Origin of the sequence: Herbaspirillum sp. NPDC101396, from assembly GCF_044767365.1 — a bacterium.
Classification (GTDB): Bacteria; Pseudomonadota; Gammaproteobacteria; order Burkholderiales; family Burkholderiaceae_D; genus Herbaspirillum.
Genome location: NZ_JBIWNT010000003.1, coordinates 64,762 through 89,087 on the forward strand (window position 1 = coordinate 64,762; position 24,326 = coordinate 89,087).

The window sequence follows — 24,326 nt, forward strand, 5'->3', positions numbered from 1 at the left end:
AAGGTTCATCATGTCCACACCATTTGGTCCGGAATACGTGCGCGCGCTGGCGCCTTACCAGGCAGGCAAACCGATCGCTGAAGTCGCCCGCGAATTCGGGCTCGACGAGAACAAGATCATCAAGCTGGCGTCCAATGAAAATCCGCTTGGCATGCCGGAGTCGGCACGGCTGGCGATGCAGCAGGCCGTGGCCGACATCGGCCGCTATCCGGACGCCAACGGTTTCGACCTGAAAGCCGCGATCAGCGCCAAGTACGGCGTGCCGCAGGACTGGGTCACGCTGGGCAACGGCAGCAACGACATCCTCGAACTGGCGGCGCACGCTTTCGTGCAGCCGAAGCAATCGGTGGTGTATGCGCAATACGGCTTCCTGGTCTACGCCCTGGCGACGCAAGCGGTCGGCGCGCGCGCCATCGAAGTCAAGGCCAAGAACTTCGGCCATGACCTGCAAGCCATGGCGGCGGCGATTGCCGACGATACGCGCCTGGTGTTCATCGCCAACCCGAACAATCCGACCGGGACCTTCCTGCCGGCGGCCGAGCTGGAGGCATTCCTCAAGGCCGTGCCGCAGCACGTGGTGGTGGTCATCGACGAGGCTTATAACGAATATCTGTCGGCTGACCTGCAATACGAATCGACCGAATGGGTGCGTACTTTCCCGAATCTGATTGTCTCGCGCACCATGTCCAAAGCCTATGGCCTGGCCGGCCTGCGCGTCGGTTTCGCGATCGGGCAGCCGGGCGTGACCGATCTGCTCAACCGCATTCGTCAGCCGTTCAATGTCAATTCGCTGGCGCAGGCCGCTGCGGTTGCCGCGCTCACCGACAAGGCTTTCCTGCAAAAAAGCGCCGAGGTCAACGCGCAGGGTTACAAGCAATTGGTCCAGGCCTTCGATGAACTCGGCCTGACCTATGTGCCGTCTTACGGCAATTTCGTGCTGGTCAAGGTCGGTGACGATGACGGCGCCGGCGCGCGCGTCAATCTGGCGCTGCTCAAGCAGGGCATCATCGTGCGTCCGGTCGGCAACTACGGTTTGCCGCAATGGTTGCGCATCACCGTCGGCCTGCCGGAAGAAAACGCAGCCTTCATCGCCGCGCTGAAAACCATCCTGGGTTGAGGCGGCACACAGTGAAGAAAATTGTTGTCTTCGGCGTCGGCCTGATCGGCGGTTCGTTTGCCCTGGCGCTGAAAAAAGCCGGTGCGGTCGCGCATGTGGTTGGCGTCGGCCGCAGCGAGGCATCGCTGTTGCGTGCGAAAGAACTGGGCATCATTGACGAGGCCTGCACCTCGGTTGCCGATGCGGTGAAGGATGCGGATCTGATCCTGCTGGCGGCGCCGGTGGCGCAGACCGGCGCAATCCTGGCGAGCATCGAGCCGCATTTGCGGTCCGGCACCGTAGTGACGGATGCCGGCAGTACCAAGGCTGATGTGGTGGCGGCGGCGCGCGCTGCGCTGGGCGACAAGATCGGGCAATTCGTGCCCGGCCATCCGATTGCCGGGCGCGAGCAAAACGGCCCTGATGCAGCGTTGGCCGATTTGTACGTCGGCAAGAAGACCGTCATCACGGCGCTCGATGAAAATATCGAACAAGACGTCGAACGCGTGGCGCAAGCCTGGCAAGCCTGTGGCGCGACCATCCATCGCCTCAGCCCGCAAGAGCATGACGCGGTGTTCGCTTCGGTCAGCCACTTGCCACACCTGCTGGCCTACGCGCTGGTGGATGACATCGCTACCAAACCGCATGCGCCCATCCTGTTTCAGTACGCTGCCAGCGGTTTCCGCGACTTCACGCGCATTGCCGGTTCGTCGCCTGAAATGTGGCGCGATATTTCGCTGGCCAATCGCGCCGCCTTGCTGCATGAGCTGGATGCGTATCTGGTGCAACTGATCCGCATGCGCAAGATGCTGGTCGAGCGCGACAGCGACGGCCTGGAAAAAATTTACGCCAATGCCCAGCAGGCGCGTCACAATTGGACTGCCGCGATCGAAACCGCCGAGCGGCAGAGCAAAGAGGGCGGCGACTGAGTACGTCTGTCCACCGGATTTTCGGAACAAGCCGCTGAACTACCCACAGAACCATCACGACAACTATTCCCGATGAAGCCAGCTTCCTATCCTCGCCATATCGACCTCAATCCCGTGGCGCATGTCCAGGGCACGGTCAAACTGCCCGGCTCCAAAAGCATCTCCAACCGCATCCTGCTGCTGGCGGCGTTGTCACGCGGCACCACCAAGATCATGGACTTGCTGGCCTCCGACGACACGCTCGTGATGCTGATGGCCTTGCAGCAACTCGGCGTCAAATGGGAGCAGGTCGAAGGCACCCAGGATTACATCGTGCACGGTGTCGACGGCGCATTGCCGGTGCACCAGGCCGATCTGTTCATGGGCAACGCCGGCACCGCGATCCGTCCGTTGACGGCTGCGCTGGCAGTGATCGGCGGCGATTACACACTGCATGGCGTGCCGCGCATGCACGAACGGCCAATCGGTGATCTGGTCGATGCACTCAACGACGTCGGCATGCGCATCGAGTACACGGGCAATCCCGGCTATCCGCCGCTGCATATCCGTCGCGGCATGCTCAATGCGCATCGCATGAAAGTGCGCGGCAATGTCTCCAGTCAGTTCCTGACGGCCTTGCTGATGGCGGCGCCGTTGATGGCCAAGGATGAGCCGATGACCATCGAGGTGAGCGGCGAGCTGATTTCCAAGCCTTACATCGAGATCACGCTGAACCTGATGCGCCGCTTCGGTGTGGACGTCCAGCGCGACGGCTGGCAGTCCTTCACGATCGCAGCCGGTCAGCATTATCAAGGCCCGGACGTCATTCACGTCGAAGGTGACGCTTCGTCGGCCTCGTATTTCCTGGCGGCCGGCGCTATCGCCGGCGGTCCGATCCGCGTGGAAGGCGTCGGCAAGGACAGCATACAGGGCGACGTGCGCTTTGTAGAAGCGCTGCGCCAGATGGGCGTGACCATCACCATGGGCGACAACTGGATCGAGGCGGCGTCGAATGGGGTGCTCAAGGCCATTGACACCGATTTCAACCACATTCCCGATGCCGCCATGACCATCGCGGTGGCGGCTTTGTATGCTGATGGCACCAGCGTGCTGCGCAATATCGCCAGCTGGCGCGTCAAGGAAACCGACCGCCTGGCCGCGATGGCGACCGAGTTGCGCAAGCTCGGTGCGACCGTGGAAGAGGGGGAGGATTACCTGAGCGTGACGCCGCCGCAACAACTGACGCCGGCCACCATAGACACCTACGACGACCATCGCATGGCGATGTGTTTCTCGCTGGCATCGCTGGATGGCGCTGCGCGTCGCGGGACGCAGGTGCGCATCAATGATCCGAAATGCGTGGCCAAGACTTTTCCGGATTATTTCCGGGTGTTCCAGCACATTGCCGAACAGACATTGATTTGACTTATCCAGACTTAACCAACAAGCGGGGATTCCCATGAACACGGCAAATATTCCCGTCATCGCCATTGACGGCCCGACTGCATCGGGCAAGGGTACGGTGGCGCAACGAGTGGCTCAGCAACTGGGCTTCCACTATCTCGACTCAGGCGCCTTGTACCGCCTGACGGCACTGTCGGCGATCCGCCGCGGCGTCGAAATGAATGACGAACACGGCCTGGCCAAGAGCGCCGAGCATCTTAACTGCCATTTCGACGGCGGCCATATTTTCCTTGCCAACGAAGATGTTTCCCAGGCCATCCGGGCGGAAGAAGTGGGAAATACAGCCTCGAAGATTGCTGTTTTGGCAACGGTGCGTCATGCGTTGTACGGCCTGCAACTCAGTTTTCGCAAAGCACCAGGCCTGGTCGCGGATGGTCGCGACATGGGCACGGTGATCTTCCCGCATGCACCGTTGAAGGTCTTTTTGACCGCCAGCGTCGAGGCGAGGGCGCAAAGACGCTATAAGCAATTGATTGACAAGGGTTTTCCTGCTAATATGGAAGACCTCTCCAAGGACTTGCGGGAACGCGATGCGCGCGATATGAATCGTGCGTCGGCGCCGCTCAAGCCGGCGGAGGGTGCGCATTTACTGGATACTTCCGACATGACGGCCGATGAGGCGGTCAGGCAGGTACTCAGTTGGTACGCGGCTTTATAAGTTTTATTGCAGCTTTATCTGTTGTTTCTGTAACGCCATTGGTGCTCGCCTGATGCAAAGTCCGGCGAGTGTTGATAAACCTAAACCCATTATTCATCGCCTTTTGCATGCATCTCCAGCAGTCTGATTTATGCAAGTTGCGACCGGATACTGGCCAACACCTTTCTTAAATTCTATGTCTACCACTACTGTCCTGGCTCCTGGAGCCGCTGGCGCTGATGCATTTGCAGCGCTGTTTGAAGAATCGCTGTCACGTCAAGACATGCGTTCTGGTGAAGTCATTTCGGCTGAAGTCGTCCGCCTCGACCATAACTTCGTTATCGTCAACGCCGGCCTGAAGTCCGAAGCCTTCATTCCTATCGAAGAATTCAAAAATGACAACGGCGAACTCGAAGTCAACGTCGGTGATTTCATCTCCGTCGCGATCGAATCGCTGGAAAACGGTTTCGGCGACACTATCCTGTCGCGTGACAAGGCCAAGCGTCTGGCATCGTGGCTCTCGCTCGAAAAAGCGATGGAGTCCGGCGAGATCGTCGTTGGTACTGTCAATGGCAAGGTCAAGGGCGGCCTGACCGTTCTGACCAACGGCATCCGTGCCTTCCTGCCAGGCTCGCTGGTGGATACACGTCCAGTCAAGGACACAACGCCTTTCGAAGGCAAGACCCTGGAATTCAAGGTCATCAAGCTGGATCGCAAGCGCAACAACGTCGTGTTGTCGCGTCGCGCCGTCATCGAAGCGTCGATGGGCGAAGAGCGTCAGAAGCTGATGGAAACCCTGAAAGAAGGCACCGTGGTTACCGGCGTCGTCAAGAACATCACCGACTACGGCGCGTTCGTGGATCTGGGTGGCATCGACGGCCTGCTGCACATCACCGATCTGGCATGGCGTCGTGTGCGTCACCCGTCGGAAGTGCTCACAGTCGGTCAAGAGATCACTGCCAAGGTCCTCAAGTACGATCAAGAGAAGAACCGCGTTTCGCTGGGCGTCAAGCAACTGGGCGACGACCCATGGACAGGTCTGTCCCGTCGTTACCCACAAGGCACACGCCTGTTCGGCAAGGTCACCAACCTGACAGACTACGGCGCATTCGTCGAAGTCGAGCAAGGTATCGAAGGCCTGGTGCACGTTTCCGAAATGGACTGGACCAACAAGAACGTCGCGCCTAATAAGGTTGTTCAACTGGGCGACGAAGTTGAAGTCATGGTTCTGGAAATCGACGAAGAGCGTCGCCGTATCAGCCTGGGCATGAAGCAATGCAAGCCGAACCCATGGGACGACTTCGCGATCAGCCACAAGAAGGGCGACAAGGTCAAGGGCGCAATCAAGTCGATCACCGACTTCGGCGTGTTCATCGGCCTGACCGGCAACATCGACGGCCTGGTTCACCTGTCCGACCTGTCCTGGACTGAAACCGGCGAAGAAGCCGTGCGCAAGTTCAAGAAGGGCGACGAACTGGAAGCAGTTGTTCTGGCAATCGACGTCGAGCGCGAGCGCGTTTCCCTGGGCGTCAAGCAGCTGGAAGGCGATCCGTTCAACAACTTCGCAGCAATGAACGACAAGGGCGCACTGGTCAACGGTACGGTTAAGTCGGTCGAGCCTAAGGGCGCAGTGATCCAGTTGTCGGAAGAAGTCGAAGGCTACCTGCGTGCATCCGAAATCTCGCGCGACCGCGTTGAAGATGCCGGTACACACCTGAAGGTCGGCGACAGCGTTGAAGCGCTGGTCATCAATATCGACCGCAAGGCACGCAGCATCCAATTGTCCATCAAGGCAAAGGACAACGCTGAGACTCAGGAAGCAATGCAAAAGATGTCTTCGGACTCCAGCGCCGCTTCCGGTACCACCAGCCTGGGTGCACTGCTGAAGGCAAAGCTCGACAACAAGAACTGATTAGTCGAGCACAATGACCAAGTCTGAGCTGATCGCTCGCCTGGCTGAGCGTTATCCGCAACTTGTCGCCAAGGATGCGGATTACGCGGTCAAAACCATCCTCGATGCCATGGTCGACGCATTAGCGACCGGCCAGCGCATCGAGATCCGTGGTTTTGGCAGCTTTGCGTTGAATCGCAGGCCGCCTCGCATCGGTCGCAATCCCAAGTCGGGCGACAAAGTGATGGTGCCGGAAAAGCGCGTACCTCACTTCAAGCCCGGCAAGGAATTGCGGGAGCGTGTCGACGCCATGGTGGGGCAACCCATCAAGGAAGACTAAGTTGACGCTTCGTCGCTGTATTGGCGAAGCAGTTGGGCGCCATGCATGTAAGAGTGTAAATAGCGCTTAACAAAATGAACGGCATCTTTGGATGCCGTTTTTTTTCACGTACAATTTCATATCTGCCGCGCCTCCCGCGCGAGCGGTCAGGCAGTACCCTGTCGCCGTGCCTGCCCGGCCGGCCAATACATCGAAAAAGGATTTGCGCCATGAAGATAATTTCAAGACTGATTGCGGCGGTCCTCTTTATTCTTTTCTTTTTCTTCGCGTTGAAGAACACGCAGGAAATCACGCTGCATTTCTTCCTCGGCTATGAGCGCACCGATCCTCTGGTACTGGTGCTGCTGGTGTGCTTCGTCGGCGGCGCCATTCTCGGCGTGCTGGCGATGACGCCGCTGGTGTTCCGCCATCGTCGCGAAGCGTCGAAACAAAGGAAGAGTCTTTCCGTGCTGCAGAAGGAACGCGAAGCCCAGTTGCTGGCCCAGACTCAGCCGCCGCAGCCGGACAGCGTAGTTCCACCGCAGCACCTCATCTGATCGCGGTTTTATATGGAATTTGAATTCTGGTGGCTGTTGGGCATTCCGGTCTTTTTCGGACTGGGGTGGATCGCGGCCCGCGTCGACATCAATCAATTGTTGTCCGAGTCGCGCACGCTGCCGCGCGGCTATTTCAAGGGCTTGAATTTCCTGCTCAACGAGCAACCCGACAAGGCCATCGACGCTTTCATCGAAATCGTCAAACTTGATCCTGAAACGGTGGAACTGCATTTTGCCCTTGGCAATCTGTTCCGCCGCCGCGGCGAAACCGAACGCGCCATCCGGGTCCATCAGAACCTGCTGGCGCGTCCCGATCTGCCGGCCGAGCACAAGGCGCACGCCCAGTACGAGCTCGGTCAGGATTATCTCAAGGCCGGTCTGCTGGATCGCGCCGAAGAGACCTTCCATCTGCTCAACGACACGCAATATGGCGCTCAGGCCGGGCGCGCGCTGCTGGAAATCTACCAGCGTGAAAAAGAATGGGCGCGCGCCATCAAGGCCGCGGAAACCCTGCAATCTGCCGGCGCCGGTGGCCGGCAAAAAGAGATCGCCCAGTTCTATTGTGAATTGGCTGAAGACGAGTTGGTGCACACGCATCCCGACGCCGCCATGAGCCTGTTGGAAAAAGCCTTGGCGACGGATCGCAAGAGCGTGCGCGCGACCATGCTGCTGGGCGACGTTTACCGCGCCAAGGGCGATATCGAAGCCGCCTTGCTGGCCTGGCGCCGGGTCGAACACCAAAGCGTTCCGCATGCCGCGCTGGTGGCGCAGCGATTGCTCGACGGTTACCAGGCGGTGGGGCGCATGCAAGAAGGCCTGAATCTGCTGCGCTCGTATCTGGCCGAAGCGCCCTCGATCGATTTGCTGGAAGTGGTGTTCAAGGCGGTGCTGGAACTGGAAGGCGTGGAAGCGGCCAACCAACTGGTGAGCGACGAGTTGCGCCGCACGCCGACCTTGCTCGGCCTCGACAAATTCCTTGAGGCGCGCATGCTGAACGCGCCTGCGGAAATACGTCCGGAACTCGCCGTGGTGAAAACGCTGGTGCACAGCTACACGCAAAAGCTGGCGCGTTACCAATGCACGCATTGCGGCTTCAAGGCGCGCCAGTTCTATTGGCATTGCCCTGGCTGCAACCATTGGGAAACCTATCCGCCGCGCCGCACCGAAGAATTGAACGTGATGAACTAGAGTGCTGACGCACTCACATCTGTAGGAATATTATGAAAATCACCATCATTGGCACCGGCTACGTCGGTCTCGTTACAGGCGCCTGCCTGGCTGAACTGGGCAACGATGTATTTTGCCTCGACGTCGACCAGAGCAAGGTCGACATCCTCAACAACGGCGGCATTCCCATCCATGAGCCGGGCCTGGAAGATGTGGTGGCACGCAATCGTGCCGCCGGGCGCCTGAAGTTTTCCACCGATGTCGCCGCCAGCGTGGCACACGGCGACGTGCAATTCATCGCAGTCGGTACACCGCCCGATGAAGACGGTTCGGCCGATCTGCAATACGTGCTGGCAGCTGCGCGCAACATCGGCAAGCACATGACCGGTTTCAAGGTGATCGTCGACAAGTCGACCGTCCCGGTCGGCACCGCCGGCAAGGTCAGCGCCGCAATTGCAGGGGAGCTGCAGCAGCGCGGCAACACTGAAGCCAAATTCTCGGTGGTATCGAATCCCGAGTTCCTCAAGGAAGGCGCCGCTGTCGAAGACTTCATGCGCCCCGACCGCATCGTGATCGGCCATGACAATACGGCCGAAGGCATGCAGGCATACGCCGCCATGAAGAAGCTGTATGCGCCGTTCAACCGCAACCATGAACGTACCTACTGGATGGATGTTCGTTCCGCCGAATTCACGAAATACGCTGCCAACGCCATGCTGGCGACACGCATCTCGTTCATGAATGAGCTGGCCAATCTGGCGGATCAGGTCGGCGCCGACATTGAGGCCGTGCGCCACGGCATCGGTTCCGATCCGCGTATCGGCCACAGTTTCCTGTATGCCGGTTGCGGCTATGGCGGCTCCTGTTTTCCCAAGGATGTGCAGGCGCTGGAACGCACGGCGCGCGCGTACGGCCAGGAACTGCATATCCTGCGCGCCGTCGAGCAGGTCAACAACAATCAGAAGCACGTGCTCGGCAAGAAGATCGTGGCCCGCTTCGGCGAGAATTTGCAAGGTCGCCATTTCGCGATCTGGGGGCTGGCCTTCAAGCCCAATACCGATGACATGCGGGAAGCATCGTCGCGCGTACTGCTCGGAGAGCTGATCGCGCGCGGCGCAACGGTGGCGGTGTTCGATCCGGTCGCCATGAAGGAAGCCAGACGCGTATTGGCGCTGGACTTCAATGACGACGAAAGTATTCTGAGCCGCATCCGTTTCAGCGAAAGCCCGATGGACGCGCTGCAAGACGCCGACGCGCTGGCCATCGTGACCGAATGGAAGGCCTTCCGCAGCCCCGATTTCGACCAGCTCAAGAGCAAACTGAAAGCGCCGGTGATCTTCGACGGCCGCAATCTGTTCGAGCCGCAGATCATGGCGGACGCCGGTATCGAATACCACGGTATCGGCCGCTCCATCCTCACCAAGAGCTAAACTGATGACAATTCCGAATTCCCTGAACTCCCTCGCTAGCCTGAGCGATGCGCGCATCCTGATCGTTGGCGACGTCATGCTGGATCGTTACTGGTTCGGCGAAGTCAACCGCATTTCGCCGGAAGCGCCCGTGCCGGTGGTGCGTGTCGAGCGCCGTGAAGAACGTCTGGGCGGCGCCGCCAACGTAGCCCGCAACGCCGCCACGCTGGGTGCACAGACCGGCTTGCTCGGCGTGATCGGGCAAGACGAGGCGGGTGCGGTGGTCGAAGGCCTGCTGACGGACCTCGGCATCAGCAGCTACCTCAATCGCGACCCCGCCATCTCGACCATCATCAAGTTGCGCGTGATCGGCCGCCAGCAGCAACTGGTGCGCGTGGATTTTGAAGATGCGCCGACCGATACCGTACTGCGCGACAAGCTCACGCAGTTCAATGCACTGATCGACAAGTACGACGTCATCATTCTGTCCGACTACGCCAAGGGTAGTCTGGTGAACGTCGCCGACATGATCAGCGTCGGCAAGAAGCTCGGCAAGCGTATTCTGGTCGATCCCAAGGGCGACGATTTTGCGCGTTACAAGGGCGCGTCCATCCTGACGCCGAACCGTTCCGAGCTGATCCGCATCATCGGCAATTGGAAGTCGGAAGAAGAACTCACGACGAAGGCGCAAAACCTGCGTCGTTCGCTCGATCTGGAAGCGCTGCTGCTGACGCGTTCGGAAGAGGGCATGACGCTGTATCAGGACAACGAGGTCGTGAACTTCCCCGCAGTGGCGCGCGAAGTGTTCGACGTCTCTGGTGCCGGCGACACCGTGATAGCCACGCTGGCGGTCATGCTCGGCAACGGCGTCGGGTTGAAGGAAGCGGTCCGCATCGCCAACCTGGCCGGCGGCATCGTGGTCGGCAAGCTCGGCACGGCGACCGTCACGCGCGAAGAACTGGCGCTCTGAGCCGGTTTTCTCAGGCATTGTGCCCGCATTCCGAAAATCGGGCGCAGGCACGAAGAATTAATACGAGCGCAATTTAGTTTTCATTTTGTCAACTGTTGTTCCAGGGAATCGTTAAATTTCTCAGCCAGCCGAAATTCGCCAGCTGAGATTCCCCTTTCCACGATGTAACGATGACCCATTAAAGGAACAATACCCATGTTGAAGAAACTCATTGCCGCCGTTTTCGCTTTCATCCTCAGCGCCGGCCTGGCATTTGCCCAAGCCGACGTCAACAAGGCCGATCAGGCTGCGCTGGACGGCATCAAGGGCATCGGCCCGGCGATGTCCAAGCGCATCCTCGACGAGCGCAAAAAAGGTGAATTCAAGGACTGGTCCGACTTCGAGACGCGCGTCAAGGGCGTAGGCGAGAAGAGTGCCGTCAAGCTGTCGGATGCCGGCCTGACCGTCAACGGCCAGGCGCGCGGAAAATCGGCTGTGGCGCCGGTCAAGTCAGCGGGCAAGCCGTTCGGCAAGAAGAGCAAGGAAGGCAAGGAAGACGCCGCAATGGACAAACCGGCGGCCGCAAAAGGCTGATGCCGCAACGCATTGCCGTGCTATCGAAAAACCCCGCTGTCGCGGGGTTTTTTGTTTACTCCTGCATATGGGTGAGCCGGATGCTTGCGGAGACGCGTGATCGGCATTAAAGTCACAGATAGAAAAATAACTAATAACGCACCGATAAATTGTTTGGCTGGCAATGTTGGTTTTGCGTGCAAGATGGGGCAGCAGCCATGACATGGCCGGGGTACTTGTATCTACATGGTTTTCGGCAGGCAGGACTCACTTGCATCGCACGCGTCTGCGGGCTGAATTTCAATCAATAACTGGGCACAGACACCGATGAAAATCGCTGATATTCCCGTCGATGAACAAGCGCGCGTAGCCGACCTGCATGGGCTGCAGATTCTCGATACGCCACCGGAAGAACGCTTTGACCGTCTGACCAGGCTGGCGCGCCGGCTTTTTTCGGTGCCGATGGCCGTGGTCAGCCTGGTCGACACCAAACGCCAGTGGTTCAAGGCGCGTGTCGGGGTCGATGCCTGTGAAACCGGGCGCGACGTTTCCTTCTGTTCCCACGCCATTCTGCGCGACGATGTGATGGTCGTACCCAATGCGCTGGACGATGAACGTTTCAGGGACAATCCGCTGGTAGTGGGGGAGCCGTTCATCCGCTTCTATGCCGGTTGCCCGATTCGTAGTCCGCATGGCCACAAGCTGGGCACGCTGTGTCTGCTCGACACCATTCCACGCCGGTTCGACGCCGACGACCAGGCATTGTTGAGCGATCTGGCGCGCATGGTCGAGCAGGAAATGGTCGCGGTGCATCTGGCCACCATGGATGAACTGACCAAGCTGTCCAACCGGCGCGGTTTCGAATCGCTGTCCCAGCATGCGCTGAGCATGTGCAAGCGGCTCGGCAAGCCAGCCTCGCTGCTGTACTTTGATCTCGATCTGTTCAAGCAGATCAATGATCGTTTCGGTCATGCCGAAGGTGATCGCGCGCTGGTGGCCTTCAGCAATATTTTGGCTGCCAATTTCCGCGAATCGGACGTGATCGGGCGTCTGGGCGGCGACGAGTTTGCGGTATTCCTCACCAACACCAGCGCGCAGGAAACGGCCACCGTACTCGGGCATTTCGAGCAGGCGATAGGCTTGCACAACCAGACCAACAAGCGTGGCTACGATCTCTTGTACAGTGTCGGCGCGATTGAATATGATGCGGTCGTACATGATACGATTGGCGATCTGATGAGCAGCGCCGACGCCTTGATGTATCAACAGAAGAAACGTCGCCGCGAAGCTCCCTAGCCTGCCTGCGTGACAGCACGCACCTGGCGGACTGAATATTGACTACAGCGACTGACCTGATGATCCATCTGCAACCGGTAATTCTCTCGGGCGGTTCCGGCACCCGCTTATGGCCGCTGTCGCGAGAGCAGCATCCGAAGCAACTATTGCCGCTGATCGGCACCGAGACCATGTTGCAGGCGACCGCGCTGCGCATTCAGGATGGCGGCAAGGACTACGCGCTGGCGTCGATGCCGGTGGTGGTCTGCAATGAGGAATATCGCTTCATTACCGCAGAACAGCTGCGCGCCGCAGGAAAATCCACACAGCACATCATGCTTGAACCGGTCGGTCGCAATACCGCGCCGGCACTGACTCTGGCTGCCTTGCTGGCGGCGCAGGGAGATATCGATCCGGTGCTGCTGGTGATGCCGGCCGATCACGTCATTCGCGACGTCGGCGCCTTCCAGGCCGCGATCCGGCAGGCCGTGCCGCATGCCGCGGCCGGTGCCATGGTGACGTTCGGCATCGTCGCCGATCGTCCCGAAACCGGTTACGGCTACATCCAGCGCGGCGCGCCAGTCGACGGTGCGCATGCGATCGCCCGTTTCGTGGAAAAGCCCGACGCGGCCACCGCGCAGACTTATATCGACTCCGGCGACTACTTGTGGAACAGCGGCTTGTTCATGGTGCGCGCCAGCGTCTGGCTGCGCGCCATCGAGCGTCTGCAGCCCGCGATGGGCAAGGCCTGCCGCGCTGCTTTCGACGGCGGCAAGCAGGACAACGATTTCTATCGCATCGACAAAGCGGCGTTTGAGGCCTGTCCAGCCGACTCGATCGACTACGCCGTGATGGAGAAGCTGGTCGATACGCCGGATCTGGGCATCGAGGGCCGCATCATTCCGCTGTCGGCCGGCTGGTCCGATGTCGGCGCCTGGGACGCCTTGTGGCAAGTGTCCGAAAAGGACGGCGCCGGCAACGTGACGCGGGGCGACGTCATGCTGGAGCAAGCGTCGGACAATCTGGTGTTCGCTCAAGGGCGACTGGTCGCGTGCGTCGGCATCGACAACATGGTCGTGGTCGAAACGCCGGACGCGGTGCTGGTGGCCGACAAGGACAAGATGCAGGAGGTCAAGAGTATTGTTGCCCGCCTCAAGACCCAGCGGCGCGACGAGGCGCTGACGCACCGCAAGATTCATCGCCCCTGGGGCTGGTACGACTCGATTGACGGCGGCGAGCGCTTTCAGGTGAAACGCATCGTCGTCAATCCCGGGTGCGCATTGAGCCTGCAGATGCACCATCATCGCGCCGAGCATTGGATCATCGTCAAGGGCACGGCGCGCATTACGCGCGGCGACGAGGTGTTCCTGCTGTCCGAGAACCAGTCGACCTACATCCCTCTGGGCGTGACGCACCGGCTGGAGAACCCCGGAAAATTCCCGCTGGAAATGATAGAAGTGCAATCCGGCAGCTATCTCGGCGAAGACGATATCGTGCGCTTCGACGATACTTACGGCCGCAAGTAAGCCGGTCTCGTCCTGTTCAGGCGGGGGAATCAGGGCAATTCGGCGATAGTCGGCAAAGACGGGCGCGAAATAGAATAAAATGCCCGTCTGAACCAACGCAGGTAACTCACGTTTATGTCCTACCAAGTCCTCGCCCGTAAATACCGCCCCCGCAGCTTCGACACGCTGGTCGGGCAGGAGCACGTCGTGCGGGCGCTGACGCATGCGCTGGAACAGCAACGGCTGCATCACGCCTACCTGTTCACCGGCACCCGCGGCGTCGGCAAGACGACCTTGTCGCGCATTCTGGCCAAATCGCTGAATTGCCAGGGGCCGGACGGCAATGGCGGCATCACGGCTCAACCGTGCGGCGTCTGCGATGCCTGCGTGGCGATCGACGCCGGCCGCTTCGTTGATTACATCGAAATGGATGCGGCCTCCAATCGCGGCGTCGACGAGATGGCGCAATTGCTGGAGCAGGCGGTCTATGCGCCGTCCAATGCGCGCTTCAAGGTCTACATGATCGACGAAGTCCACATGCTCACCAACCATGCCTTCAACTCCATGCTGAAGACGCTGGAGGAGCCGCCGGAGCACGTCAAGTTCATCCTGGCGACGACCGACCCGCAAAAAATTCCCGTGACCGTGCTGTCGCGCTGCCTGCAGTTCAACCTGAAGCAGATGCCGCCGGGCCACATCATCAGCCACCTGGACAATATCCTCGGACAGGAAAACATTGAATTCGAAGCCCCGGCGCTGCGCCTGCTGGCGCAAGGCGCGCACGGCTCGATGCGCGATGCGCTGTCGTTGACCGACCAGGCGATCGCCTACGCAGCCGGCAAAGTGACGCTGGAGGCAGTGCAGGGCATGCTTGGCGCGCTCGATCAGTCATATCTGATCCGTGTGCTTGATGCGCTGGCTGCACAAGATGGAAGCGGCTTGCTCGCCGTGGCCGACGAGATGGCCACGCGCAGCCTGTCCTACAACGCCGCATTGCAAGACCTGGCGACGTTGTTGCACCAGATCGCACTGGCGCAGACCGTGCCGGCGGCGTTGGCTGAAGATCTGCCGCAGCGAGAAGACATCGTGCGTCTGGCGTCGCAATTCAGCGCTGAGGAGGCGCAATTGTTCTATCAAATCGTGGTGCATGGCCGCAACGAACTCGGCCTCGCGCCGGACGAATATGCCGGTTTCAGCATGACCTTGTTGCGCATGCTGGCGTTCCGTCCGGTGGCTGCCAATGCGGCAGCTGCGGGTAGTGCGCCCGCACCGACAGCGGCGGCACGGCCTCAGGCCGCAGCGCCTTCGCGTCAGAATCCCGCCGTCGCGCCTTTGAGCGCAGCGCCGCAAGTTGCCACCGCCAGCACGCCGGTTGCGCGTCCTGCCGCAGTTGCTCCGGCGGGGCCTGCCAACTCCGCGCGCGCCGCTGCACTGGAAGCAGCTCGCGCCGCCTCCGGCAAGAGTTCGCCGCGTCCGGCGGCGCAGCCTGTTGCACCCGCACCGGCAGTCGCCGCGCCGGCACCTGCCGCATCTGCGGTTCCGGCAGCTCTGGACGAACGGGCCCCGCCACCGTGGGATGAAGAGCCGGCAGCAGCCGCTGCTCAAAAAAAAACTGAGCAATATTCAGCAAGCAACGCCGTAGCCGGGATGGCAGCTGTTGCGCCGGCTGCACTTGCCGCAGACGAGGCCATTATCGTCGCAGCGGCACCGGCCAGCACGGTAACGCCCGAGATGGCGGCGCAGACCGCCAAGATCGCCGCCGAACTTGGCTGGGACGGCAACTGGCCGCAACTGGCCGCCGATCTGTCGTTGCGCGGCATGGTTGCGCAGATGGCGCAGCAGAGCGAACTGGTGCGCTGCGAACAAAGCGGCAACAGCGTGGTTTTTCATTTGCGCATCCCGGTGGAAACTCTGCGTGCCTCGGGAAATATTGAAAAACTGACGGCGGTTCTCGGTGAGCGGTTCAACAAGAGCGTGCGCATCGAAACCGAGATCGGTGCGGTGGCGCTCACGGCCAACGCCAGGGCGCAAGCCGATCGCGCCGAGCGGCAACGCGAAGCCGAGCAGACCGTGCACAACGATCCGTTCGTGCAAGTCATGATGCGTGAATTCGACGCCTCCATCGTGCCGGGATCGATCCGGCCGTTGTAAAAAGCAGATTGCCGGGCAGGAAACGGGGAATGTAGTGACTGTGCCGAATGTTCCATTTCCGCCACGGCTGAACCAAGATGAATCAACTTAGTTACCAAGGAGTATGACCATGATGAAAGGCCAACTGGCAGGCTTGATGAAGCAGGCTCAAGCGATGCAGGACAACATGAAGAAAATGCAGGACCAGCTTGCATTGATCGAAGTCGAAGGACAGTCCGGCGCAGGGCTGGTCAAAGTCGTGATGACCTGTAAGAATGACGTCAAGCGTGTCTCGATCGATCCGTCGCTGCTGGCCGACGACAAGGACATGCTGGAAGACCTGGTCGCCGCTGCCTTCAATGACGCCGTACGCAAGGCTGAAGCAACCTCGCAGGAAAAGATGGCTGGCATGACCTCCGGCATGCCTTTGCCGCCGGGCTTCAAGATGCCGTTCTGACGCGACAGCGAAGTCGCGACGATTTTGCAGGCTGCTTTCATGAGGAGGCATCATGTTCGTGATCTCGATTACCTATACCAAGTCGGCGAGCGAAATCGATGCGCTGCTGACCGCGCATAAGCAATTCCTGAACGAGCAGTATGCCGACGGTGTATTCCTGATGTCCGGCCGCAAAGTCCCGCGCAGCGGTGGCATCATCATCGCCGATGCTGCCGACCGTGCTGAAGTAGAAGCAATCATCGAAACCGATCCGTTCTACATCGGCGGCGTCGCCGAATATGAAATCACCGAATTTGTTCCATCCATGACGGCCGAAGCGCTGTCCGTCTTCCGGCATACCTCAGACCGAAATTGAAAACCCCGTCCAGTCTCACCCAGCTCACGGAATCCCTGCGCACCCTTCCGGGCATCGGTCCCAAATCGGCGCAGCGCATGGCATATCACCTGCTGCAGCACGACCGCGACGGCGCCCTGCAACTGAGTCGCGCGCTGGCTCAGGCGGCCGAGACGATCCGTCACTGCGCGCTGTGCAACACCTTCACCGAACAGGTTATCTGCGACACTTGCCAGGACGGCGAGCGCGACGCCACGACCCTGTGCGTGGTGGAAACGCCGAGCGACCAGTTGATGATCGAGCAGACACTGACCTTCAAGGGTTTGTACTTCGTACTGATGGGACGCCTGTCGCCGCTGGACGGCGTCGGCCCCAAGGACATCCACATTGAAAAGCTGATCACGCGCGCCACCGACGGCGTGGTCGCCGAAGTTGTGCTGGCCACCAATTTCACCAACGAAGGCGAAGCCACCGCGCATTACATCAGCGAGACGCTCAAGGCGCGCGGCCTCAAGGTCAGCCGCCTGGCGCGCGGCGTGCCGGTCGGCGGCGAACTGGAATACGTGGACGCAGGCACCATCGCGCGCGCCATGCTGGACCGACGTACCACCTGATCATCTGACGCCGCGTTGATCAGCGCATCATGATGGACGATCTGCCACAGAGCAGACGCCAGTGATGATCAAATCCATGCAGGAGACAAACATGCAATTTCTTCCACGTCGAACCACCCGCTTGAGCTTGCTGGCGTCCTTGCTGACGGCCGCCTCGATCCTGGCCGGCTGTGCTGCCTCGTCGACACAGCGCAGCTATGAGGTCGCGGAAGTCGGCAGCTTCCATGTCGGCGGCGGGCAAGTGACGCTGGCAGGATTGCCGTCGCGCGAGATCGTGTTTACCGAAGGCGCCGCACCGCGCAAGGTCGATCCCAACGGCGACTTTGAAACCGGCCAGATGTACGCCCAATACGTCCGGCTGAAAAATCCCCGTGCCCGTTATCCGCTGCTCATGTGGCACGGCGGCGGTCTTGCCGGCACGACCTGGGAAACCAAGCCGGACGGCTCACCCGGCTGGCAGCAGTTCTTCCTGACGCAGGGGCACACCGTCTACGTTACCGATGCCGTGGAGCGCGGCCGCGCCTCCTGGTCGCGCTATCCCGAAGTCTATAAAACCGAGCCGTTCTTCCGCACCAAGCAGGAAGGCTGGGAGCTGTTCCGCATCGGTGCTGCAGGGTCCTACGACAGCGATCCTGCCAAACGCCTCGCCTATGCCGGCACGCAGTTTCCGGTTGCCGCCTACGACCAGTTTTCCAAACAGGGCATCCCGCGCTGGGCCACCAACGACGTCGCCACACAGGCCGCTTACGATGCGCTGGTGCAACAGGTCTGTCCCTGCGTGATCGTGGTGCACAGCCAGGGCGGCAACTTCGCCATCAATGCCGCGCTGCATGCACCGGACAAGATCAAGGCCATCGTGGCGGTCGAAGGATCCGGCGCGCCCGATCCCGACAAGGTCGATATCTCGGCGCTGAAAAATATTCCCTTCCTGTTTGTGTGGGGCGATTTCATCGATCAGAATACGTCCTGGAAGCAATACACCGTAGCGCCGAACAAATTTCAGCGGGCGCTGCGCGCACAAGGCGGCGTGGCCGACCGGCTCGACCTGCCGCAGCAAGGCATCAAGGGCAACTCCCACATGCTGATGATGGACCGCAACTCCGACCAGGTCGCTGCACTTGTGCAGGCCTGGATGGACAAGAACGGATTGATGAAATAACCTGCCACACCTCATTCATGACAACCACGACATCATCCCCCGGCCCGCTGGCCGGCATCAAAGTACTCGAACTCGGCACGCTGATCGCCGGGCCGTTCTGCTCGCGCATGCTGGCCGAATTCGGCGCCGACGTGATCAAGGTCGAAGCGCCCGGCGTCGGCGACCCGCTGCGCCAGTGGCGTGTGCTCAAGGACGGCACCTCGCTGTGGTGGTCGGTGCAGGCACGCAACAAGAAAAGCCTGACGCTCAACATGAAGGATCCGAAGGCCCAGGACATTGCTCGCAAGCTGGCGCTGGAAGCTGACATCATCATCGAAAACTATCGCCCCGGCGTGCTGGAGAAGTGGAATCTGGGCTACGAAGACCTGAAGAAACTCAATCCCGCCATCATCATGGTACGCCTGTCCGGCTACGGCCAGACCGGGCCGCTGAAGGACTTGCCGGGCTTTGGCGCGATCGGCGAATCGATGGGCGGCATCCGCTATGTATCCGGCCATCAGGACCGCCCGCCGGTGCGCATCGGCATTTCCATCGGCGACTCGGTTGCCGCCTTGCATGGCGTCATCGGCGCGATGATGGCGCTGCGCCACCGGGACGTTACCGGCGGTCGCTGGAACGGCAAGGATGGCGAGTTGCGGGTGGCAGGGCAGGGCCAGATGGTCGACGTCGCGCTGTACGAATCGGTCTTCAACCTGATGGAATCGCTGGTGCCCGAATTCGACCAGGCCGGCGTGGTGCGCGAGCGCACCGGCGGCGCCTTGCCCGGCATCGTGCCGTCCAACACCTACACCACCGCCGATGGCAAGAACGTCGTGATCGCCGGCAACGGCGACGCCATCTTCAAGCGCCTGATGCTGGCCATCGACCGTGCGGACATGGCCAATGACCCGCAACTGGAGCGCAACGACGGCCGCGTGCCGCGCACGGAAGAAATCGACCGCGCCATCCAGGCGTGGTGCAGCGGCAAAACCATCGATGATGCGCTGGCGATTCTGCAGGCGGCCGACGTACCGGTCGGCAAGATCTATTCGGTGCGCGACATGATGAGCGATCCACAATTCCTGGCGCGCAACATGTTCGAACAGCATGCATTTGCCGATGGTACGCCGATCAAATTGCCTGCGGTGACCCCGAAGTTGTCGGAGACGCCGGGCGGCACCAAATGGATCGGCCCGGAGCTTGGCCAGCATAACGCTGAAATCTTGCGTTCGCTGGGGTATGATGACGCACAAATTGCGCAGTTGCGCCAAGACAAGGTCATTTGAAGGCAGTGAAAAACTGCCCTGATATTGCAAAGTTCATAGGAGGAGACCACATGAAATTCAACCTGAAGCAATTCGCCATTGCGCTGGCGCTGTTCTTGGCCGGCTACCTGACATTCAACACCAACCTGTTCGCTCAGGCGCTGGAAAAGCCGAAGGTTTCCATCGCCGTCGGCGGCAAGAACCTGTTCTATTACCTGCCACTGACGGTGGCCGAGCAACTCGGCTACTTCAAGGATGAAGGCCTGCAAGTCGAGATCTCCGACTTCGCCGGCGGCGCCAAGGCGCTGCAGGCCATGGTCGGCGGCAGCGCGGACGTGGTGTCCGGCGCTTACGAGCACACCATCAACATGCAGGCCAAGAACCAGCCCATCGTCGCCTTCGTGCTGCAAGGCCGCGCGCCGCAGATCGTGCTGGCTGTCAGCAACAAGACCATGCCGAACTACAAGAGCGTGGCTGACCTGAAGGGCAAGAAGATCGGCGTCACCGCGCCGGGCTCCTCGACCAGCATCATGGCCAGCTTCGTCTTGGCCAAGGCCGGACTGAAGCCGACGGACGTGTCCTTCATCGGCGTTGGCGCCGCAGCAGGAGCGTTGTCGGCATTGCGTTCGGGTCAGATCGATGCGATCGCCAACCTGGATCCGGTCATCTCCATGCTGGAACAAAAGAACGAGATCAAGACCGTCGCCGACACACGTACGCTGAAGGACACCGACGCCGTATTCGGCGGCCCGATGCCGGCTGCCACGCTGTACGCACCGGAAGCCTTCATCAAGAAGTATCCGAACACCACCCAGGCGCTGACCAACGCCATGGTGCGCGCGCTCAAGTGGATCCAGCAAGCCGGTCCTTCCGACATCATCAAGGCGGTGCCGGAGAGCTATCTGCTGGGCGACCGCGCGTTGTACATCTCGGCCTTCCTGAAAGTGCGTGAAGCGATGTCACCGGACGGCATCTTCCCGGACGCCGGTCCTGCCACCGCGCTGCGGACGCTGCAAGCGTTCGAGCCTGACCTGGCCAGCAAGAAGATCGATCTGTCCAAGACTTACACCAACGAGTTCGCCAAGAAGGCCAACGCCAAGCACAAGTAAGCGTTGAACATAAGGCAAAACACACGGGCGCCTTCGGGTGCCCGTCTGCAATTTTCAGTACCGTATTTTTTGCCATGACGATGTCCAAACCGATGCACCATCCGATGTCGCTCTCGATATCTTTTTTCAACATACAAGAATTCGGCCTGGCCGGAGACTCCTCGCTATGACGCCAGCACTTTTCCTCGACGACATTACCTGCACCTTCGTTTCCAAGGACGATCGCAACCAGCGCTATACCGCCGTCGCCAACACCACGCTGGCGATCGCGCCGGGCGAGTTTGTCTCGGTGGTCGGTCCTACCGGCTGCGGCAAGTCAACTCTGCTCAACGTCGGCGCCGGCCTGCTGCAACCATCCTCGGGCAGCATCAAGGTGTTCGGCGAAGAACTGGTCGGCATCAACCAGCGTGCCGGCTACATGTTCCAGGCCGAAGCGCTGATGCCGTGGCGCAGCGCGCTGCAAAACGTCATCGCCGGCCTGCAATACCGCGGCCTGGAAGACGGTGAAGCCAAGGCGCTCGGCGAACAATGGCTGGCGCGCGTCGGTCTCAAGGGCTTCGGCGACCGTTATCCGCATCAGCTGTCCGGCGGCATGCGCAAGCGCGTGGCGCTGGCGCAGACGCTGATCATGGATCCGGACATCATCCTGATGGATGAACCGTTCTCGGCGCTCGACATCCAGACTCGCCAGCTGATGGAAAACGAAGTGCTCGACCTGTGGAACGCCAAGAAAAAGGCCGTGCTCTTCATCACCCATGACCTTGACGAAGCGATCGCCATGTCGGACCGCGTGGTGGTGCTGTCGGCCGGTCCTGCGACGCATCCCATCGGCGAATTCACGATCGACCTGCCGCGTCCGCGTGACGTCGCCGAGATCCGCACGCATCCGCGCTTCGTCGAACTGCACCAGCAGATCTGGTCGGTCCTGCGCGATGAAGTGCTCAAGGGATATCAACAACAGAAGACCGCGGCTTAGATTTAAGCCAACGGCGGCCGGCACCTATAAAAATTCGGGCAAAGAAACATCATGTGGAAACTCCTCAAACCTAGTCATAAAAACCTGCGCTTCTGGCAATTGCTGGTGCTGGTCGTGGTCCTTGCGGTATGGCACATCGCCACGCGCAACGAACAGACCGCGTTCTTCTTCGGCGAGCCGCTCAAGGTCGCCGTGCGCATCTGGCAGTGGTTCACCGTCGGCAGCGGCTCGCTGGAAGTCGGTTTCGGCGACACTACTTTTTTCACGCTGAACTTCCCGGCGGAAATCTATTCGCACCTGCTGGTCACGCTGACAGAAACCGTTCTGGCCTTCGGCATCGGCACCGTGCTGGGCCTGGGCATCGGTCTGTGGCTGGCGCTGTCGCCGCTGGCCTCGGCGATCCTGGATCCTTATGTCAAGGCCGCCAACTCGATGCCGCGCGTGATTCTCGCGCCGATCTTCGCGATGTGGTTCGGCCTCGGCATCTGGTCCAAGGTGGCGCTGGCGGTGACGCTGGTGTTCTTCATCGTGTTCTTCAACGTCTACCAGGGGGTCAAGGAAGTCAGCCCTGTGGTGCTGGCCAACGCCCGAATGCTCGGCGCCAACGCACGGCAATTGCTGCGGACGGTGTACCTGCCGTCGGCGACCTCGTGGGTGTTTTCGAGTCTGCACACATCTATCGGCCTGGCCTTCGTCGGCGCCGTGGTGGGTGAATACCTGGGCTCGGCGCGCGGCGTCGGCTATCTGATCCTGCAGGCCGAGGGCAGCTTCGACATCAATACCGTGTTCGCCGGCATCGTCGTGCTGACGGCGTTTGCGCTGGTGCTCGATGTGGCCGTGGGCGTGATTGAGAAGCGCCTGATGAAGTGGCAGCCGAAATCAGGTGAGACCGAGAAAATGTAATCGGCGCAGCATGGTCGGCGCTGGCCGACATGGAAAAAAAGAGGCGGAGATTCCGCCTCTTTTTATTTTTAGCAGCAGAAAAATCGTTGTACTTCTCGAATATCTTTTGAAAGCCGGACACTTGTCGGCGTCTCGCAAAAGGCTCAGGAACTTCGCCCGGCGAGGGTTCTCAGAACTGGCCGTTGCTTGCATTACCTCGTCTTAAAAGCAACGTTCTTTCAACCAATTCAGGAGAACAGCATGGGTATTCTGAGCACTATTTTCAGCAAGATTTTTCCTTCTTCCCATCCCGCGCAAAACGATGCTCCCAACACCACCGCACCCAATTCCGGAGCGCTCCCTGGCCAGACGATGCCGTTGGTGGATGTCGCCGCGATCCTCGACGGGATGGCTGCAAAGAACCCGCAAAAGCTCGATTGGAGCAGCTCGATCGTCGACCTGATGAAATTGCTCGATCTCGACAGCAGCCTGGCCGCACGCAAGGAACTGGCTACCGAACTTGCCTATCAAGGTGATGTTGGCGATTCGGCCGCGATGAACATCTGGTTGCACAAACAGGTCATGACCAGGTTCGCCGAGAACGGCGGCAAGGTGCCGGCCGAACTGCAGGGCTGAAATGGAAGCCGGGAGGGAGACTGCAATCGACCGTAGCCAATAAAAAAGGGACGCAAATGCGTCCCTTTTTTTGTCTGCAATAGCAAGATCAGCGCAAACCATCCACGATCTTGTCCAGCTTGACCGCATCGGCGCAGAACTGGCGGATGCCCTCGGACAGCTTTTCGGAGGCCATGGCGTCGTCGTTGAGCGCCAGGCGGAAGCTCTTCTCGTCCAGCGAGATTTTCTTGAGGTCGGCCGATTGTGCGGCTTCCTTGCTCAGCTTGCGCTCCACCGGCGCATCGCTTTCCGCCAGCTTTTGCAGCAGGTCCGGGCTGATGGTCAGCAGGTCGCAACCGGCCAGCTCGACGATCTGCGAGGTATTGCGGAAGCTCGCACCCATGACTTCGGTGGTGTAGCCGAACTTGCGGTAGTAGGTGTAGATGCTGCGCACCGATTGCACGCCCGGATCGTCGGCACCGGTATATTCCTGGCCGGACGATTTCTTGAACCAGTCATAGATGCGGCCGACGAACGGCGATATCAGCTGGACCTTGGCTTCGGCGCAGGCGATTGCTTGCGGCAGCGAGAACAGCAGCGTCAGGTTGCAGCGGATGCCTTCCTTTTCCAATACTTCCGCCGCACGGATGCCTTCCCAGGTCGAGGCAATCTTGATCAGGATGCGCTCGCGCTTGATGCCGGCTGCTTCGTACAGCTTGATCAGCGCACGGCCCTTGGCGATAGTGCCTTCAGTGTCGAATGACAGGCGCGCATCGGTTTCGGTGGAGACGCGGCCGGGGATCAATTTCAGAATCTCCAGGCCGAAGGCCACCAGCAACTGATCGATGATGCCGTCGGTGCTCAGCTTGCCATGCTCGCGCACGATCTTTTCCAGCAGCGGCTTGTACTCGTCCTTTTGCACAGCCTTGAGGATCAGCGAGGGATTTGTCGTCGCATCTTGCGGCGCGAATGCCTTCATCGCCTGGAAGTCGCCGGTGTCGGCCACGATGGTGGTGTATTGCTTGAGTTGGTCTAGCTGAGTCATGGCAATCAATC

Annotated in this window: 24 protein-coding genes; 23 read left to right on the forward strand and 1 reads right to left on the reverse strand. The window is 60.2% G+C overall.

What is annotated here, in order from left to right:
• Nucleotides 1-10: 10 nt before the first annotated feature.
• The 23 genes from hisC to ACIROY_RS10155 all read left to right on the forward strand — a co-directional run bounded on the left by hisC (nt 11) and on the right by ACIROY_RS10155 (nt 23,291).
• A complete protein-coding gene (gene hisC / locus ACIROY_RS10045) occupies nt 11-1,117 on the forward strand; it encodes a histidinol-phosphate transaminase (RefSeq protein ID WP_402341437.1) in 1,107 nt (368 codons plus the stop codon).
• An 11-nt stretch (nt 1,118-1,128) separates the two neighbouring features.
• Entirely contained in the window at nt 1,129-2,025 is an 897-nt protein-coding gene (locus tag ACIROY_RS10050) for a prephenate dehydrogenase (protein WP_402273664.1), read from the forward strand.
• 72 nt (nt 2,026-2,097) lie between these two features.
• The gene (aroA, locus tag ACIROY_RS10055) at nt 2,098-3,429 is read left to right on the forward strand and encodes a 3-phosphoshikimate 1-carboxyvinyltransferase (RefSeq protein ID WP_402341439.1); all 1,332 of its coding nucleotides are present in this window, start codon (nt 2,098-2,100) and stop codon (nt 3,427-3,429) included.
• A gap of 34 nt (nt 3,430-3,463) precedes the next feature.
• A complete protein-coding gene (cmk, locus tag ACIROY_RS10060) occupies nt 3,464-4,126 on the forward strand; it encodes a (d)CMP kinase (protein WP_402273660.1) in 663 nt (220 codons plus the stop codon).
• Between the two features lie 175 nt (nt 4,127-4,301).
• A complete protein-coding gene (rpsA, locus tag ACIROY_RS10065) occupies nt 4,302-6,017 on the forward strand; it encodes a 30S ribosomal protein S1 (protein WP_402273658.1) in 1,716 nt (571 codons plus the stop codon).
• A gap of 13 nt (nt 6,018-6,030) precedes the next feature.
• Nucleotides 6,031-6,336, forward strand: a complete 306-nt coding sequence (locus ACIROY_RS10070) for an integration host factor subunit beta (RefSeq protein ID WP_007876341.1) — start codon at nt 6,031-6,033, stop codon at nt 6,334-6,336.
• A gap of 209 nt (nt 6,337-6,545) precedes the next feature.
• Nucleotides 6,546-6,872 (forward strand): lipopolysaccharide assembly LapA domain-containing protein, encoded by a 327-nt coding sequence (locus tag ACIROY_RS10075; RefSeq protein ID WP_402273656.1) that lies wholly within the window; start codon nt 6,546-6,548, stop codon nt 6,870-6,872.
• Nucleotides 6,873-6,884: 12 nt separating this feature from the next.
• The gene (gene lapB / locus ACIROY_RS10080; RefSeq protein WP_116433767.1) at nt 6,885-8,060 is read left to right on the forward strand and encodes a lipopolysaccharide assembly protein LapB; all 1,176 of its coding nucleotides are present in this window, start codon (nt 6,885-6,887) and stop codon (nt 8,058-8,060) included.
• 32 nt (nt 8,061-8,092) lie between these two features.
• A complete protein-coding gene (locus ACIROY_RS10085) occupies nt 8,093-9,469 on the forward strand; it encodes a UDP-glucose dehydrogenase family protein (protein WP_402341441.1) in 1,377 nt (458 codons plus the stop codon).
• Nucleotides 9,470-9,473: 4 nt separating this feature from the next.
• Nucleotides 9,474-10,418, forward strand: a complete 945-nt coding sequence (gene rfaE1, locus ACIROY_RS10090; RefSeq protein WP_402341443.1) for a D-glycero-beta-D-manno-heptose-7-phosphate kinase — start codon at nt 9,474-9,476, stop codon at nt 10,416-10,418.
• A gap of 195 nt (nt 10,419-10,613) precedes the next feature.
• The gene (locus ACIROY_RS10095; protein WP_402341444.1) at nt 10,614-10,991 is read left to right on the forward strand and encodes a ComEA family DNA-binding protein; all 378 of its coding nucleotides are present in this window, start codon (nt 10,614-10,616) and stop codon (nt 10,989-10,991) included.
• 306 nt (nt 10,992-11,297) lie between these two features.
• Nucleotides 11,298-12,266: a diguanylate cyclase gene (locus ACIROY_RS10100; protein ID WP_402273647.1), complete on the forward strand. Its 969-nt coding sequence runs from the start codon at nt 11,298-11,300 to the stop codon at nt 12,264-12,266.
• Nucleotides 12,267-12,325: 59 nt separating this feature from the next.
• Nucleotides 12,326-13,771 (forward strand): mannose-1-phosphate guanylyltransferase/mannose-6-phosphate isomerase, encoded by a 1,446-nt coding sequence (locus ACIROY_RS10105; RefSeq protein ID WP_402342004.1) that lies wholly within the window; start codon nt 12,326-12,328, stop codon nt 13,769-13,771.
• Nucleotides 13,772-13,885: 114 nt separating this feature from the next.
• The gene (locus ACIROY_RS10110; protein WP_402341445.1) at nt 13,886-15,901 is read left to right on the forward strand and encodes a DNA polymerase III subunit gamma/tau; all 2,016 of its coding nucleotides are present in this window, start codon (nt 13,886-13,888) and stop codon (nt 15,899-15,901) included.
• A 109-nt stretch (nt 15,902-16,010) separates the two neighbouring features.
• The gene (locus tag ACIROY_RS10115) at nt 16,011-16,337 is read left to right on the forward strand and encodes a YbaB/EbfC family nucleoid-associated protein (RefSeq protein ID WP_116433761.1); all 327 of its coding nucleotides are present in this window, start codon (nt 16,011-16,013) and stop codon (nt 16,335-16,337) included.
• A gap of 52 nt (nt 16,338-16,389) precedes the next feature.
• Nucleotides 16,390-16,692, forward strand: coding sequence for a YciI family protein (locus ACIROY_RS10120; RefSeq protein ID WP_116433760.1), 303 nt, complete (start codon nt 16,390-16,392; stop codon nt 16,690-16,692).
• Nucleotides 16,689-17,285 carry a recombination mediator RecR gene (gene recR, locus ACIROY_RS10125; protein ID WP_402273640.1) on the forward strand — a complete coding sequence of 199 codons (597 nt, stop codon included), beginning with the start codon at nt 16,689-16,691 and terminating at the stop codon, nt 17,283-17,285. Before ACIROY_RS10120 ends, recR begins: the two co-directional genes overlap by 4 nt.
• Before the next feature lie 91 nt (nt 17,286-17,376).
• Nucleotides 17,377-18,444, forward strand: coding sequence for an esterase (locus ACIROY_RS10130; protein WP_402341447.1), 1,068 nt, complete (start codon nt 17,377-17,379; stop codon nt 18,442-18,444).
• 17 nt (nt 18,445-18,461) lie between these two features.
• Nucleotides 18,462-19,709, forward strand: coding sequence for a CaiB/BaiF CoA transferase family protein (locus tag ACIROY_RS10135; RefSeq protein ID WP_402273636.1), 1,248 nt, complete (start codon nt 18,462-18,464; stop codon nt 19,707-19,709).
• Nucleotides 19,710-19,759: 50 nt separating this feature from the next.
• Nucleotides 19,760-20,797, forward strand: coding sequence for an ABC transporter substrate-binding protein (locus ACIROY_RS10140; protein ID WP_402273634.1), 1,038 nt, complete (start codon nt 19,760-19,762; stop codon nt 20,795-20,797).
• 166 nt (nt 20,798-20,963) lie between these two features.
• Nucleotides 20,964-21,773 carry an ABC transporter ATP-binding protein gene (locus tag ACIROY_RS10145; RefSeq protein ID WP_016833060.1) on the forward strand — a complete coding sequence of 270 codons (810 nt, stop codon included), beginning with the start codon at nt 20,964-20,966 and terminating at the stop codon, nt 21,771-21,773.
• 51 nt (nt 21,774-21,824) lie between these two features.
• The gene (locus ACIROY_RS10150) at nt 21,825-22,676 is read left to right on the forward strand and encodes an ABC transporter permease (RefSeq protein ID WP_116433756.1); all 852 of its coding nucleotides are present in this window, start codon (nt 21,825-21,827) and stop codon (nt 22,674-22,676) included.
• A gap of 240 nt (nt 22,677-22,916) precedes the next feature.
• A complete protein-coding gene (locus ACIROY_RS10155; protein ID WP_402273630.1) occupies nt 22,917-23,291 on the forward strand; it encodes a DUF3597 domain-containing protein in 375 nt (124 codons plus the stop codon).
• Between the two features lie 88 nt (nt 23,292-23,379).
• On the opposite strand, the gene tal is transcribed toward ACIROY_RS10155, so the two are convergent.
• Nucleotides 23,380-24,315: a transaldolase gene (gene tal / locus ACIROY_RS10160; protein WP_402273628.1), complete on the reverse strand. Its 936-nt coding sequence runs from the start codon at nt 24,313-24,315 to the stop codon at nt 23,380-23,382.
• Nucleotides 24,316-24,326: the final 11 nt, after the last annotated feature.

Excerpts from the sequence above, each read along its gene's own strand:
- hisC (WP_402341437.1), top strand. The coding sequence starts at position 11 with ATGTCCACACCATTTGGTCCGGAATACGTGCGCGCGCTGGCGCCTTAC.
- aroA (WP_402341439.1), top strand. The coding sequence starts at position 2,098 with ATGAAGCCAGCTTCCTATCCTCGCCATATCGACCTCAATCCCGTGGCG.
- cmk (WP_402273660.1), top strand. The coding sequence starts at position 3,464 with ATGAACACGGCAAATATTCCCGTCATCGCCATTGACGGCCCGACTGCA.
- rpsA (WP_402273658.1), top strand. The coding sequence starts at position 4,302 with ATGTCTACCACTACTGTCCTGGCTCCTGGAGCCGCTGGCGCTGATGCA.
- ACIROY_RS10070 (WP_007876341.1), top strand. The coding sequence starts at position 6,031 with ATGACCAAGTCTGAGCTGATCGCTCGCCTGGCTGAGCGTTATCCGCAA.
- ACIROY_RS10075 (WP_402273656.1), top strand. The coding sequence starts at position 6,546 with ATGAAGATAATTTCAAGACTGATTGCGGCGGTCCTCTTTATTCTTTTC.
- lapB (WP_116433767.1), top strand. The coding sequence starts at position 6,885 with ATGGAATTTGAATTCTGGTGGCTGTTGGGCATTCCGGTCTTTTTCGGA.
- ACIROY_RS10085 (WP_402341441.1), top strand. The coding sequence starts at position 8,093 with ATGAAAATCACCATCATTGGCACCGGCTACGTCGGTCTCGTTACAGGC.
- rfaE1 (WP_402341443.1), top strand. The coding sequence starts at position 9,474 with ATGACAATTCCGAATTCCCTGAACTCCCTCGCTAGCCTGAGCGATGCG.
- ACIROY_RS10095 (WP_402341444.1), top strand. The coding sequence starts at position 10,614 with ATGTTGAAGAAACTCATTGCCGCCGTTTTCGCTTTCATCCTCAGCGCC.
- ACIROY_RS10100 (WP_402273647.1), top strand. The coding sequence starts at position 11,298 with ATGAAAATCGCTGATATTCCCGTCGATGAACAAGCGCGCGTAGCCGAC.
- ACIROY_RS10105 (WP_402342004.1), top strand. The coding sequence starts at position 12,326 with ATGATCCATCTGCAACCGGTAATTCTCTCGGGCGGTTCCGGCACCCGC.
- ACIROY_RS10110 (WP_402341445.1), top strand. The coding sequence starts at position 13,886 with ATGTCCTACCAAGTCCTCGCCCGTAAATACCGCCCCCGCAGCTTCGAC.
- ACIROY_RS10115 (WP_116433761.1), top strand. The coding sequence starts at position 16,011 with ATGATGAAAGGCCAACTGGCAGGCTTGATGAAGCAGGCTCAAGCGATG.
- ACIROY_RS10120 (WP_116433760.1), top strand. The coding sequence starts at position 16,390 with ATGTTCGTGATCTCGATTACCTATACCAAGTCGGCGAGCGAAATCGAT.
- ACIROY_RS10130 (WP_402341447.1), top strand. The coding sequence starts at position 17,377 with ATGCAATTTCTTCCACGTCGAACCACCCGCTTGAGCTTGCTGGCGTCC.
- ACIROY_RS10135 (WP_402273636.1), top strand. The coding sequence starts at position 18,462 with ATGACAACCACGACATCATCCCCCGGCCCGCTGGCCGGCATCAAAGTA.
- ACIROY_RS10140 (WP_402273634.1), top strand. The coding sequence starts at position 19,760 with ATGAAATTCAACCTGAAGCAATTCGCCATTGCGCTGGCGCTGTTCTTG.
- ACIROY_RS10145 (WP_016833060.1), top strand. The coding sequence starts at position 20,964 with ATGACGCCAGCACTTTTCCTCGACGACATTACCTGCACCTTCGTTTCC.
- ACIROY_RS10150 (WP_116433756.1), top strand. The coding sequence starts at position 21,825 with ATGTGGAAACTCCTCAAACCTAGTCATAAAAACCTGCGCTTCTGGCAA.
- ACIROY_RS10155 (WP_402273630.1), top strand. The coding sequence starts at position 22,917 with ATGGGTATTCTGAGCACTATTTTCAGCAAGATTTTTCCTTCTTCCCAT.
- tal (WP_402273628.1), bottom strand. The coding sequence starts at position 24,315 with ATGACTCAGCTAGACCAACTCAAGCAATACACCACCATCGTGGCCGAC.